This is a genomic window from [Acidovorax] ebreus TPSY (genome assembly GCF_000022305.1).
In the GTDB taxonomy this organism is placed as follows: Bacteria; Pseudomonadota; Gammaproteobacteria; order Burkholderiales; family Burkholderiaceae_C; genus Diaphorobacter; species Diaphorobacter nitroreducens.
On the sequence record NC_011992.1, the window covers coordinates 2,248,551 to 2,260,500 of the forward strand.

Consider the following 11,950-nt stretch of genomic DNA (forward strand, 5'->3'; position numbering starts at 1 on the left):
CGCCATCAGGAGCGGCAACAGCGTACCGGCATGACAAAACCCCTCCGCTACAATCGGCCGCAGTATAAGCCCGCACCGCGGCCCGACCGCGCTGCTCCGTCTCTCCAGCCCCTCCTCCATGACTCCTGCACGCCGACCCGCCCTCCGCTGCCTGCATCTGCTTGCCGCCACTGTGGCCCTGCTCGCAGCTTCATGGGCCCAGGCGGACGAGTACGCCGACATTTCCCGCCTGCTCCAGCTGGGCAAGCCCGCCGAAGCCATCGTGAAGCTGGACCAGCGCCTGGCCGCCACCCCGCGCGATCCGCAGTTGCGCTTCCTGCGCGCCGTGGCGCTGGCCGATTCCGGCAAGCCTACCGAAGCCATCGATGCCTTCGTGCAGCTGACCGAGGACTACCCCGAGCTGCCCGAGCCCTACAACAACCTGGCCGTGCTCTACGCCAGCCAGAACCAACTGGAAAAAGCCCGCGCGGCGCTGGAGACGGCGATCCGCACCAAGCCCGACTACGCCACCGCCCACGAGAACCTGGGCGACATCCACGCCAAGCTGGCCAGCCAGTCGTATCTGCGGGCGCAACAGCTGGACCGTGCCACGGCCGCCTCGGTGGCGCCCAAGCTCAAGCTGCTGCGCGAGCTGTTCGCCGCCGAATCGAAACCCGCCGCACCCCAGGCCGCCACCCCGGCCAGCCGCTGAGGCACGCTGCCTTGCACACCGGCCCAGCCCCGCATAGCCGGGCGCCGCGGGTCCCCTATCCCTTTCGATCAAGGAGCAACCATGATTTCCAGAAGAAATATCACCCAAACGCTTGCTGGATGTGCGCTAGCAGCTATTTTTACAGTAGCAAATGCCCAGACCGCCGGTGCCGCAGCACCCCAGGTCAAGCTCGCCACCAGCCTGGGTGACATCGTGGTGCAACTGGACCCGGCCAAGGCGCCCAAGACGGTGGAGAACTTCCTGGCCTACGTGGCCGACAAGCACTATGACGGCACGGTCTTTCACCGCGTGATCGATGGCTTCATGATCCAGGGTGGCGGCTTCACGGCCGATATGCAGCAAAAGCCCACCAAGGCCCCGATCCCGCTGGAAGCCGCCAACGGGCTGAAGAACGACAAGTACACCATCGCCATGGCCCGCACGGCCAACCCCAATTCGGCGACCAGCCAGTTCTTCATCAACGTGGCGAACAACGCCATGCTCAACGCGCCCCAACCCGACGGCCACGGCTACGCCGTGTTCGGCAAGGTGGTGAGCGGCACCGAGGTGGTGGACAAGATCAAGGCCGTGGCCACCGGCAACCGCGGCATGCACCAGAACGTGCCCACGACCCCCGTGGTCATCCAATCTGCAACCCTGGTCAAGTAACCTGAAAGGACACCCGCCATGAGCAACCCGCAAGTCGAACTGCACGTCACCATCAACGTCGCCGAAACGGCCACCCAAGGCGTCATCACGCTGGAACTGGACGCCGTGAACGCCCCCAAGTCCACCGCCAACTTCCTGAACTACGTGAACAAGGGCTTCTACGACGGCACGATCTTTCACCGCGTGATCAAGAACTTCATGGCCCAGGGCGGCGGCTTCACGGCCGACATGAAGCAAAAGCCGACCGACGCGCCCATCGAGAACGAGGCCGCCAACGGCCTGAAGAACGACAAGTACACCATCGCCATGGCCCGCACCGGCGACCCGCACAGCGCCACGGCACAGTTCTTCATCAACGTGGTGGACAACGCCTTCCTGAACCACACCTCCCCCACGCCCCAGGGCTGGGGCTACGCCGTGTTCGGCAAGGTGGTCAAGGGCGAGGACGTGGTGGACGCCATCAAGAAGGTGCGTACCACGCGCAAGGGCTTCCACGACGACGTGCCCTTCGACGCCGTGGTGATCGACAAGGCTGTGGCGCTGTAAGCCCTGCGATGACACCATCCGTGCCGCCGATGGACGAGCTGGCCGCGCCAGCCGCGTGGCGCACGGTGGACTTCATCTCCGACCTGCACCTGGAGCCAGCCCAGCCCGCCACGGTGCAGGCCTTGCGGCAGTACCTGCACAGCACGCCCGCCGACGCGGTGTTCCTGCTGGGCGACCTGTTCGAGGTCTGGGTGGGCGACGACGCCATCGACGAGCCGGGCAGCTTCGAAGGCGCCTGCTGCGCCCTGCTCGCCCAGGCCACGCACGCGAGGCCGCTGTATTTCATGCACGGCAACCGCGACTTCCTCGTGGGTAAGGGCTTCACGCGCCACACGGGTATACCCGTGCTGGCCGATCCCACGGTGCTCACGTTCGCTGGCCGACGCTGGCTGCTGTCGCATGGCGATGCGCTGTGCCTGAACGATGTGGAATACCAGCGCTTTCGCATCCTGGCACGCAACCCGCAATGGCAGGCCCAGTTGCTGGCGCGCCCGCTGCACGAGCGCCGCGCACAGGGCCGCAGCGCCCGCAGCGAGAGCGAGGCGCGCAAGCAGGCCGGCGCCGCGGTCTATGCCGATGTGGACAGCCCGGCCGCCATCGAGTGGCTGCGCGCCGCGGGGGCCCAGGCGCTGATCCACGGCCACACCCATCTGCCGGCAGACCATGTACTGGCGCCCGGCCTGGCGCGCCACGTGCTCACGGACTGGGACCTGGACGCCCACCCGCCGCGCGCCGGCGTGCTGCGCCTGACGGCCGAGGGCTTGCAGCGCCTGCCGCTCGTCCCCACGTAGCGGCATGGCACGTAACCGCGCACCCCTGCACTTCCTTCGCCAACTGGCCCTGCGCGTACGCGCCACCGTGGCCCCCCTCCCCGACATCTCCGCGCAACTGTGGTTGCAGACCCTGCGGCGCTACCCATTCCTGCAGGCGCTGCCACTGCATGACCAAGGCAAGCTGCGCGCCCTGAGCGCGCTGTTCCTGGACCGCAAGGAGTTCACCGGCGCCCATGGGCTGGTGGTGACCGATGCCATGGCGGTCTCGATTGCGGCCCAGGCCTGCCTGCCGCTGCTGCACTGGGGCGCTCCCGAGCGTGCGCTGGCCTGGTACGACGACTTCGTGGGTATCGTGGTGCATCCGGCCGAGGCCGTGGCGCGCCGCCAGGCCGTGGATGCCGCCGGCGTGGTGCACCACTACGACGAGGTGCTGTTGGGCGAAGCCATGGAGCGCGGCCCCGTCATGCTGAGCTGGCCCGCCGTGGACGGGGCTGGCCAGGGCGGACCGGATGGGCAGCCGGTCGCCACCAGCGTGGTGATCCACGAGTTCGTGCACAAGATCGACATGCGCAACGGCCCGGCCGACGGCTGCCCGCCCTTGCCTCCGGGATTCATGGGCACGCGGGGCGCGCGCGCCGCGCACGCGGCCTGGCGCGACGCCTGGGAGCCCGCGTACGAGCAGTTCCGCGAGCAGGTCATCATCGCCGAGCGTTTCGGCGGCGCATGGCCGTGGCTGGATGCGTACGGCGCCACCGCGCCCGCGGAGTTCTTCGCCGTGGCCTGCGAGGCGTACTTCGTGCACCGTGAACGTTTCGGGCAGGAATTCCCCACCCTGCTGCCCGTGCTGGATGCGTTCTTCGGCCGGCCCCTGTCCGGCTGAGGCAGCTTCGTTCCCGCCCCTCAACCGCCCCTCAACCGCCCGTCAGCGCGGCCCGCGCCGCTTGCGCAATGCTGGCGGCATCGACCCCAAAGTACGCGCGCAGCGCGGCCCGCGTGTCGCTGCGGCCAAAGCCGTCCGTGCCCAGCGTGCGGTAGCGGCGCCCCGCGGGCACATAGGCGCGCACCGATTCGGGCACGGCCCGCACATAGTCCGTGGCGGCAATGACCGGGCCGCTCGTTCCCTCCAGTACCTGCGTAAGCCAGGGCTTGGCATCGCCTGCATCCCCCCTGTCACGCCCGGCCTCACAGGCCATGCCGTCGCGCGCCAGCTCGCTCCAGCTCGTCACGCTGACCACGGTGGCCGCGATGCCCTCATCGGCCAGCCGTTGCGCCGCCTTCACGACCTCGGTGAGGATCGCGCCGGAGCCCAGCAGGGTCACCGATTTTTGAGATGGAATCGGCTCCTCACGTCCTTCCGACGGGCGCAAATAGCTATTAAATACATAGCATCCACGCAGCACCCCTGCATGCGCCTCGGCCGGCAGGTCCGGCTGGGCGTAGTTCTCGTTCATGAGCGTGACGTAATAGAAAACGTCGCGCTGCTCGGTGACCATCTCGCGCATGCCGGCGTCCACGATCACGGCCAACTCGCCCGCGAAGGCCGGGTCGTAGGCCTTGCAGTTGGGGATGGTGGCGGCCACGAGGTGGCTGGAGCCGTCCTGATGCTGCAGACCCTCGCCGCCCAGCGTGGTACGACCCGAGGTAGCGCCCAGCAGGAAGCCGCGGGCGCGCTGATCGGCGGCGGCCCAGATGGCGTCGCCCACGCGCTGAAAGCCGAACATCGAGTAGTAGATGTAGAACGGCAGCATGGCCAGGCCGTGCACGCTGTAGCTGGTGGCGGCGGCCGTCCAGCTGGCGATGGCACCGGCCTCGCTGATGCCTTCCTCCAGGATCTGCCCATCCAGCGCCTCGCGGTACGAAAGCACCGAGCCGATGTCCTCGGGCGCATAGCGCTGGCCCACGCTGCTGTAGATGCCCACCTGCTTGAACAGGTTGGCCATGCCGAAGGTGCGCGCCTCGTCGGCCACGATGGGGACGATGCGCGGGCCCAAGGTGGCGTCCTTGAGCAGCGTACCGAGCATGCGCACGAAGGCCATGGTGGTGCTCATTTCCTTGCCATCGGCCGCCAGCGCGAACTGCGCATAGCTGGCGAGGGGCGGCACGGGCAGCACATCGCACACCGTTTCGCGCCGGGGCAGGTAGCCGCCCAGGGCCTGGCGTTGGCGGCGCAGGTACTGCATCTCGGGGCTGTCGCCCCCCGGCTTGTAGAACGCCAGTCCGGTGGCCTGCGCGTCGCTCAAAGGCAGGTTGAAGCGGTTTCGGAATTCGATGAGGTCGGCGTCGTCGAGCTTCTTCTGGCTGTGCGTGGTCATCTTGCCCTGGCCGGCCTGGCCCATGCCGTAGCCCTTCTTGGTGTGCGCGAGGATCACCGTGGGTTGGCCGCGGTGGCGCGCGGCGGCAGCATAGGCCGCGTGGATCTTCACCAGGTCATGCCCGCCGCGCTTCAAGCGGTCGATCTGCTCGTCGGTCATGCCTTGCGCCAGCGCGGCCAGTGCAGGGTTCTGGCCGAAGAAGTGGTCGCGGTTGTAGCGCCCATCCTTGGCGGCAAAGGTCTGCATTTGCCCATCGACCGTGCCTTCGAGCGTGCGCACCAGCGCGCCCGTGAGGTCGCGGGCGAACAGGCCGTCCCAGTCGCTGCCCCAGACGAGCTTGACCACGTTCCAGCCCGCGCCAGCGAACAGGCGCTCCAGCTCGTCGATGATGCGGCCGTTGCCGCGCACTGGGCCGTCCAGGCGCTGCAGGTTGCAGTTGACCACCCAGACGAGGTTGTCCAGCCCCTCGCGCGCGGCGAGCGTGAGGGCGCTCATGGATTCGGGTTCGTCCATCTCGCCGTCGCCGAACACGCCCCACACCTTGCGTGCGGAGCTATCCAGCAGGTTGCGGTGCGTGAGGTAGCGCATGAAGCGCGCGTGGTAGATGCTGCTGATGGGGCCGATGCCCATGGAGCCGGTGGGGAACTGCCAGAAGTCCGGCATGAGCCAGGGGTGCGGGTAGCTGCTGAGGCCGCGCGCGCCCTGCGCCGGGGCGGTGATTTCCTGGCGGTAGTGCATGAGGTCCTGCTCGCTTAAACGCCCTTCGAGGAAGGCGCGCGCGTACACGCCGGGCGCGCTGTGCGGCTGGAAGAAGACCAGGTCGCCCCGGTGCTGGCCTTCGCCCAGACCCTCGCGGGCGCGGAAGAAATGGTTGAAGCCGCTCTCGAACAAGTCGGCCGCACTGGCGTAGCTGGCAATGTGGCCGCCGAGTTCGCCGTACGCCTGGTTGGCGCGCACCACCATGGCCAGCGCGTTCCAGCGCATGATGGACGCCAGACGCTCCTCGATCGCCAGGTCGCCGGGGAACACCCCCTGCTCCTGCACGGACACGGTGTTCACGTAGGGCGTATTCAAGCCGGGGCGCCAGTCCACGCGCAATTGGCCGGCCAGCCGGTTCAGCTCGTCCAGCAGAAAGCGCGCGCGCTCAGGCCCTCCCGTGGCCACCAGGGCCTGCAGGGCGTCGCGCCATTCGGCGGTTTCCTGGGGGTCGGTATCGGGGCTGGCCGCGGCAGCGAGGGTAGCCAGTGTTGCGAGGGGCGTGGGGGCGTTCATCGCGCCACTGTAGGCCCCGCATACCGAAATAGGATGCCGATTCACACGATGTTTCACCCTTCATCGGCACAATATGCCGTTCACGGAATGGTTTTCAGCATATGAAGCTTGACGCTACCGATTTGCGCATCCTGGCCGAATTGCAGGCCGATGGCGCGCTGTCCAATGTGGAGCTGGCGCGGCGCGTGCACCTGTCGGCTTCGCCCTGCCTGGCCCGGGTCAAGGCGCTGGAGGCCGCTGGCGTCATCAGCCGGTATGTGGCGCTGGCCAATGCCACGGCGCTGGGGCTGGGGCTCAATGTGTTCATCAACATCAGCCTGAAAAGCCAGAGCAAGGAAGCGCTCTCGGCCTTCGAACAGCGCATCGCCGAGCATGACCAGGTGATGGAGTGCTACCTGATGACGGGCGACAGCGACTACCTGATCCGCGTGGCGCTGCCCGACATCGCAGCGCTGGAACGTTTCATTCTCGAGCAGCTCACGCCCATCCCGGGCATCGAGAAGATCCGCACCAGCTTCACGCTCAAGCAGGTGCGCTACAAGACGGCGTTGCCTCTGCCCACGCCGTAGCGGTCAGCGGCTGGCAGGCGGCGTCGCCTGCGCCGGTATGCGCGCGACGTTGCCCGCCGCCATGTCTCCGGTTGCCACGCGGCGGCGCAGCTCGGCCAGCACGGCCTTCAGGCGGCGCGCATTCTCAGGGCCCATGCGCACCAGCATCTTCTGACCGCTGGAGAGTGCCTGCAGTTGGGGGTCCACGAATTCGTAGCGCACCCAGGGCCGGGTGGAGGGCACCTCGCCCACCACGGGAACCAGCCGCACCTGCAAGGGCCCCGCCGGCTCGGGCGCGGCGCGCAGGTGGTCGAGTACCGCCACCAGGCGGTCGTTGAAGTAGCGCCCGGGAAAGCCCAACTCTTCATAGGCCGCCTGGAACAGCGGATACATGCGGGCATAGAGCTTCACCGCGGCGTCCACGGGCACGGCTTCGGCCAGCGTGACGAAGGCTTGGTAACGCGCCGCGTTGGCAGACGCGATGGTCTGCGCAGGCGCATCCTGCGCCCCTTCCACCGTGAAACGGCCGGGCGTGGCCTGCACGGGCCACATGCGCGAGGGTGCCTGGGCGCGTGCCAGGTTGTCGATGGTCGCCACCATGCGGCGCACCAGCCCCTCGGGCTGCAGCAGCGCCGCCGCCTGCGACCCCAGCAGTTCCGCCAGCGCGCGGGCCACGTAGGCGTCGGAATCGGCCAGCGCGGGCAGCGCGTCGGCCGGGGGTTCCAGCACTTCCACCGGGTTCTGCGGGCCCGACGCGGGTACCTGCGGCGCGGCGGCGGGGGGTGCGGCCTCGACGGCGGGGGCCGCGGGCGCGGGCTCGGGGGCCTGGGTGTGGCGCCACCCGAACCACCAGGCGGCGCCCGCGGCGGCGATCGCCACCAGGGCAATGACGGTCCAGACAGAGACCGAGGACTCCTGCCGGGGATGGAATTCGGCGGGGTCTCGTACAGGCATGGCGGTCCTTTCTCCACGAGGCCCCCTCGCACCGTGCAAGAGGCACCTTCGCTTCAATATTGATAGCTATTAGCGCTTGACCCGCCTATGCTACAGCCCTGTTTCATATAAAACCACGTTAAACCACCAGAGGTTACGAGGCTTACCACCGGGGTCAACCGGCGGCGCCTGCGGCCAGGCCGTGCAGCCAGGCCATGGAATCGCGCAGTTCCTCCGGGCGGATTTCGTGCATGCCCGGGTACTCGCGGTAGCTCAGCGCCAGCGGCAGCGTCCGGACATGGTCGCGTATGGCCTGGGCACTGGCCAGCGGAATGACGTTGTCCTGCACGCCATGGCTCACCCAGAGCTGGCGCCCCGCCAGCGCGGCCGGCTGCGCCGCATGGGGCAGCGCCTGCGGCAGCAGCCGGCTGTGCCAGACCATCGCGCCGTGCAGCAGTTCAGGCCGCGTGAGCAGCAGGGTCAGCGCCATGATGCCGCCCTGGCTGAAGCCGCCCGCCACCACGCGCGCGGCGGGAATACCCAGCTGGCGCGCCGCGGCGTCCACGGTCTGCGCCACCAGGGCGCGGCTGGCGGCCTCCTGCGGCTCGTTGATGCTGCGCGCGCCATCTGCTGCCACGGTGAATTCGAACCAGGCATTGGCCGTCGGCCCCATGCGGTACGGTGCGCGCAGGCTCAGCACGTGGTATTGCGGGGGGACATACGGGGCCAGGCCGAACAGGTCCTGCTCGTTGCTGCCCACGCCGTGCATGAGCACCAGCAGCCACGGCTCGGAGCCGGGCGTCGCGGGGCGGTGAAGGAAGGAAAGGGGTAGGTCGAGCATGGGCAACGTCGTGATGGGGGAAGTGTCAGGCAGCCTGCAGCGCGAAGGCGTCCATAGCCAGCATGCCATGCATGACTTCGCGGCTCAGATAGTGCGCCTCGGCGCCTTCGCCGGCAGCGCCCAGCGCAAAGAAGATGGGCAGGAAGTGGTCTTCCGTGGGATGCGCACGCCGGGCATGCGGCGCACGGGCGCGGTAGTCCAGCAGGGCCGCCGTGTCGCCCTGCTCCAGCTGCGCCTCGATCCAGCGGCTGAATTCCACCACATAGGGCGCGGGCTGGTCGGCACCGCCAAAGAACTCGGCCAGGTTGTGCGTCATGCTGCCGGAGCCCACGACCAGCACGCCCTGCTCGCGCAGACCGCGCAGCGCCACACCCATGGCATGCACCTCTGCCGGACCGGCACCCACGGGCAGCGCGACCTGCACCACGGGCACGTCGGCCTGTGGGAACAGATGCATCAGCGGCACCCAGGCGCCATGGTCGAAGGGGCGCGCCGCGTCGCCTCGCGCGTCGATGCCAGCCTGCTCCAGCAGGGCCAACACCTCCTGTGCCAGGGCGGGTGCTCCGGCAGCCGGGTACTGGAGCGCATAGAGCGGACGAGGAAAACCGCCGAAGTCGTGCCAGGTCTCGGGCTGCGCCCCGGTCATGACGGTGGCGCCGCGCGCCACCCAGTGCGGCGACATGATGACCACGCCGCGCAAACGGGAGTACTGCGCCTTCAGTTCAGCGCCCCAGCGGGTGAGCGCCGGGCCGGTACTGCCGGGCTCCAGCGCAAACAGCGGCGCGCCGTGCGAGACGAACAGCACGGGCAGCGCGGCAGCGGTCGTCGAAGAGGTGACAGAAGGGGTATGGGGGGTGTTCATGGCAAAACCTCAGTCCAGGTTGCAATCATGTGGGAGCGACACGCTTGATGCCAAGCGCCATAGACCCCATCACAGCGTCCCATCCATCGCACCAATGCGATGTGAAAGCAGCGTCACTCCCCCAGATGGGGCCGCCCGCGCAATGCCTTGACACCTCCGCGCCGGCTCTTGGACTCCAGCCGCCGCTGCTGCGATCCCAGCGTGGGCCGCGTGGCACGTCGCACGCGCGGCGGCCGCGCCACGCTGTCCACCAGCGCCTGCAGGCGCGCCAACGCATCCAGGCGGTTGGCCTCCTGGGTGCGGTATTGCTGGGCCTTGATGACCAATACCCCCTGCTGGGTGATGCGGCTGTCGCGCAGGGCCAGCAGGCGCTGTTTCACATCTTCAGGCAATGAAGAGGCCGCGATGTCGAAACGCAGGTGCACGGCGCTGGACACCTTGTTCACGTTCTGCCCGCCCGCCCCCTGGGCGCGCATGGCGGTAAGTTCAACCTCGGCCGGGTCCACGCGCACGCCGGAAGAAGGATTGCCGGAGGCCATGCCCGTCCGTCAGGCGGCCCCGGCGCGCAGGGCGTCGTCCAGCGCCTTCAGGAAGCACTGCGGGCGCTCAAACTGCACCCAGTGGCCGGCTTCCTCGATCAGCGCCATGCCGCGAAAGTCCGGAGCCGCCGCCGCGTAAGCGCCCTCTAATGCACCAATCCACTCCTTGTATAGAGCGTCACTGCGGCCATAGATCGCATGCACGGGGCACGGCACCAGCGGCAGAGCGCGCGCCAACGCATCGGTGTGCGCCAGGCGGCGGCGGGGCATGCGGTCGCGCACCACATTGGCCACGTGCGTGTTCAACGCCAGGCCGCCCAAACCGTCGATGAGCGAAGTGTCCTGGAGCATCAGCGCCGCCAGGTTGTAGCGGTGCGCCGCAATCTGCCCCTCCTGCGGCAGGTGGCGCCAGGCCTTGAGCTCGAATTGCCGTTGGGGCACCACCCCCATCGCCGGGGCTCCTACCAATACGAGCTGGCGGGCCAGTTCGGGGTGGGTTGCGAGCAGCAGGCCCGCCGTCAATCCACCAAAGGAAAATCCCACCAGGTCACACGGCCGTGGCCCGAACAGCGTACGCAGGCCTTCGGCCAGCGGCTCCACCAGGGCGTCCGCATCGCCCCCCACGGGTGGTGCGGCCGAATCTCCGAATCCCGGCAGATCGGGGACCCAGACCTCGCGACCACTGTCCTCCAGATCGTGGATGTTGCGCACCCAATGCGTCCAGCTGCCGCTGCCGCCATGCAGCAGTACCAGAGGCAGCGCACCATCCTGGGATGCCCCCCAGACATGCCAGACGATGTCGCCGGTACCGCAGGGGGTGGACTCGCGCCGTGCGCGTTGCTGCAACGCGGTGACTTCAGGAGGCAAGGGCAGCGTGGCGAGCGATGGCGCCTTCACCATTGGGCCAGCCCGTCAATGGCAAGGGCGTAGCCCTGCACCCCAAACCCGCACATCACCGCGCGGGCCGCGCCGGCCAGATAGGAGTGGTGGCGAAAGCTCTCGCGCGCATGCACGTTGCTGATGTGCAGCTCTACAACGGGCACTCCCGTGCCCTTCACGGCATCCAGGAGTGCCACGCTGGTATGGGTGTAGGCGGCAGCATTGAGCACGACGCCGGCCAGTTGGCCCGCCGCATGCAGCCGGCTGGCCTCGTGGATCCAGTCCACCAGAGCGCCTTCATGGTTGCTCTGGCGAAATACCAGGGCCAACCCGTGACGTGCACATGCGGCCGTGCAGAGCTGCTCGACATCCGCCAGAGTCTGGGAGCCATACACCTGCGGCTCGCGCGTGCCCAGCAGGTTGAGATTGGGGCCGTTGAGAACGTAAACGGTTTTCGTCATGGAGTGCTAGCGCGGTTCTACCCGCCGCAACGGACCCGCGAATGCGCATTATCGCGGCCAGCACTCCGGCTGGCGTGCCCGTGTCAGCGCCAATCGCGATGGCCGCGATGGTGCCGATGGCCGTGGCGGTACCCGTGCCCGTATCCGCGGTAATACCCCACGGGCGGTGCCACGACCACGGGTGGCGCGTAATAGACCGGGCGAGGAGCCCTGTATACGGGCGGTGCGTACACCACGGGCGGCGGGGCGTAATACACGGGTGGAGGCGAGTAATACACAGGAGCGGCGTTGCCCACCCCCACGACGGCGCCGGGCACGCCCACGCCGACAGACCAGTACACGTCGCTGCGTGCCTGGGCGGTGCCTGTGCCCACCAACAGGGCCAGCGCCACACCGGCCGAGGCGGCGGCGGCAAACCAAGAGCGATGTTGGATCATGAAAATCTCCTATATAGAGGTGCCGCGGCACCCGGGCGCTTGAACACAAGGCGTTTGGACGTCTAACGCGCCAGCACCGTGAAAGGATGGCATGAACAGATGTTCAGGTTGTTTCCGAACGTACCCCGCACCGTTTCCATGCGTAACCGCAGCGGCCGCTCAACAAGCGCTCGCGCCGGTAGTACGC

Annotated in this window: 14 protein-coding genes; 6 read left to right on the top strand and 8 right to left on the bottom strand. The window is 68.2% G+C overall.

Going from position 1 to position 11,950, the window contains the following annotated elements:
• Window positions 1-118 precede the first annotated feature (118 nt).
• The 5 genes from DTPSY_RS10500 (at window position 119) to DTPSY_RS10520 (ending at window position 3,559) form a co-directional block, all read left to right on the top strand.
• Complete coding sequence (locus DTPSY_RS10500; protein WP_015913571.1) at window positions 119-691, top strand: tetratricopeptide repeat protein; 573 nt, start codon at window positions 119-121, stop codon at window positions 689-691.
• A gap of 81 nt (window positions 692-772) precedes the next feature.
• On the top strand, window positions 773-1,360 hold the full coding sequence (locus tag DTPSY_RS10505) for a peptidylprolyl isomerase (RefSeq protein WP_015913572.1): 588 nt from the start codon (window positions 773-775) through the stop codon (window positions 1,358-1,360).
• 18 nt (window positions 1,361-1,378) lie between these two features.
• Window positions 1,379-1,906, top strand: a complete 528-nt coding sequence (locus DTPSY_RS10510) for a peptidylprolyl isomerase (protein WP_015913573.1) — start codon at window positions 1,379-1,381, stop codon at window positions 1,904-1,906.
• A gap of 8 nt (window positions 1,907-1,914) precedes the next feature.
• Window positions 1,915-2,697, top strand: a complete 783-nt coding sequence (locus DTPSY_RS10515) for a UDP-2,3-diacylglucosamine diphosphatase (protein ID WP_015913574.1) — start codon at window positions 1,915-1,917, stop codon at window positions 2,695-2,697.
• Between the two features lie 4 nt (window positions 2,698-2,701).
• The gene (locus tag DTPSY_RS10520) at window positions 2,702-3,559 is read left to right on the top strand and encodes a M90 family metallopeptidase (RefSeq protein WP_015913575.1); all 858 of its coding nucleotides are present in this window, start codon (window positions 2,702-2,704) and stop codon (window positions 3,557-3,559) included.
• A gap of 31 nt (window positions 3,560-3,590) precedes the next feature.
• Here DTPSY_RS10520 and mdeB read toward each other — a convergent pair whose 3' ends face one another.
• Window positions 3,591-6,263 carry an alpha-ketoglutarate dehydrogenase gene (mdeB, locus tag DTPSY_RS10525; RefSeq protein ID WP_015913576.1) on the bottom strand — a complete coding sequence of 891 codons (2,673 nt, stop codon included), beginning with the start codon at window positions 6,261-6,263 and terminating at the stop codon, window positions 3,591-3,593.
• A gap of 101 nt (window positions 6,264-6,364) precedes the next feature.
• Between mdeB and DTPSY_RS10530 the strand changes: the two genes are divergently transcribed.
• Window positions 6,365-6,832, top strand: coding sequence for an Lrp/AsnC family transcriptional regulator (locus DTPSY_RS10530; protein WP_015913577.1), 468 nt, complete (start codon window positions 6,365-6,367; stop codon window positions 6,830-6,832).
• A gap of 3 nt (window positions 6,833-6,835) precedes the next feature.
• Here DTPSY_RS10530 and DTPSY_RS10535 read toward each other — a convergent pair whose 3' ends face one another.
• From DTPSY_RS10535 to DTPSY_RS10565, 7 genes are all read right to left on the bottom strand, one after another.
• Complete coding sequence (locus DTPSY_RS10535) at window positions 6,836-7,765, bottom strand: DUF3014 domain-containing protein (protein ID WP_015913578.1); 930 nt, start codon at window positions 7,763-7,765, stop codon at window positions 6,836-6,838.
• A 154-nt stretch (window positions 7,766-7,919) separates the two neighbouring features.
• Window positions 7,920-8,585, bottom strand: coding sequence for an alpha/beta hydrolase (locus DTPSY_RS10540; protein ID WP_015913579.1), 666 nt, complete (start codon window positions 8,583-8,585; stop codon window positions 7,920-7,922).
• Between the two features lie 25 nt (window positions 8,586-8,610).
• Window positions 8,611-9,447, bottom strand: coding sequence for a DODA-type extradiol aromatic ring-opening family dioxygenase (locus DTPSY_RS10545; RefSeq protein WP_015913580.1), 837 nt, complete (start codon window positions 9,445-9,447; stop codon window positions 8,611-8,613).
• A 113-nt stretch (window positions 9,448-9,560) separates the two neighbouring features.
• Window positions 9,561-9,986, bottom strand: coding sequence for an alternative ribosome rescue aminoacyl-tRNA hydrolase ArfB (gene arfB, locus DTPSY_RS10550; RefSeq protein ID WP_011804885.1), 426 nt, complete (start codon window positions 9,984-9,986; stop codon window positions 9,561-9,563).
• A 9-nt stretch (window positions 9,987-9,995) separates the two neighbouring features.
• A complete protein-coding gene (locus tag DTPSY_RS10555; protein WP_015913581.1) occupies window positions 9,996-10,886 on the bottom strand; it encodes an alpha/beta fold hydrolase in 891 nt (296 codons plus the stop codon).
• Window positions 10,880-11,326, bottom strand: a complete 447-nt coding sequence (aroQ, locus tag DTPSY_RS10560) for a type II 3-dehydroquinate dehydratase (protein ID WP_015913582.1) — start codon at window positions 11,324-11,326, stop codon at window positions 10,880-10,882. The genes DTPSY_RS10555 and aroQ overlap by 7 nt, the downstream gene beginning before the upstream one ends.
• A gap of 83 nt (window positions 11,327-11,409) precedes the next feature.
• On the bottom strand, window positions 11,410-11,763 hold the full coding sequence (locus DTPSY_RS10565) for a hypothetical protein (RefSeq protein ID WP_011804882.1): 354 nt from the start codon (window positions 11,761-11,763) through the stop codon (window positions 11,410-11,412).
• Window positions 11,764-11,950: the final 187 nt, after the last annotated feature.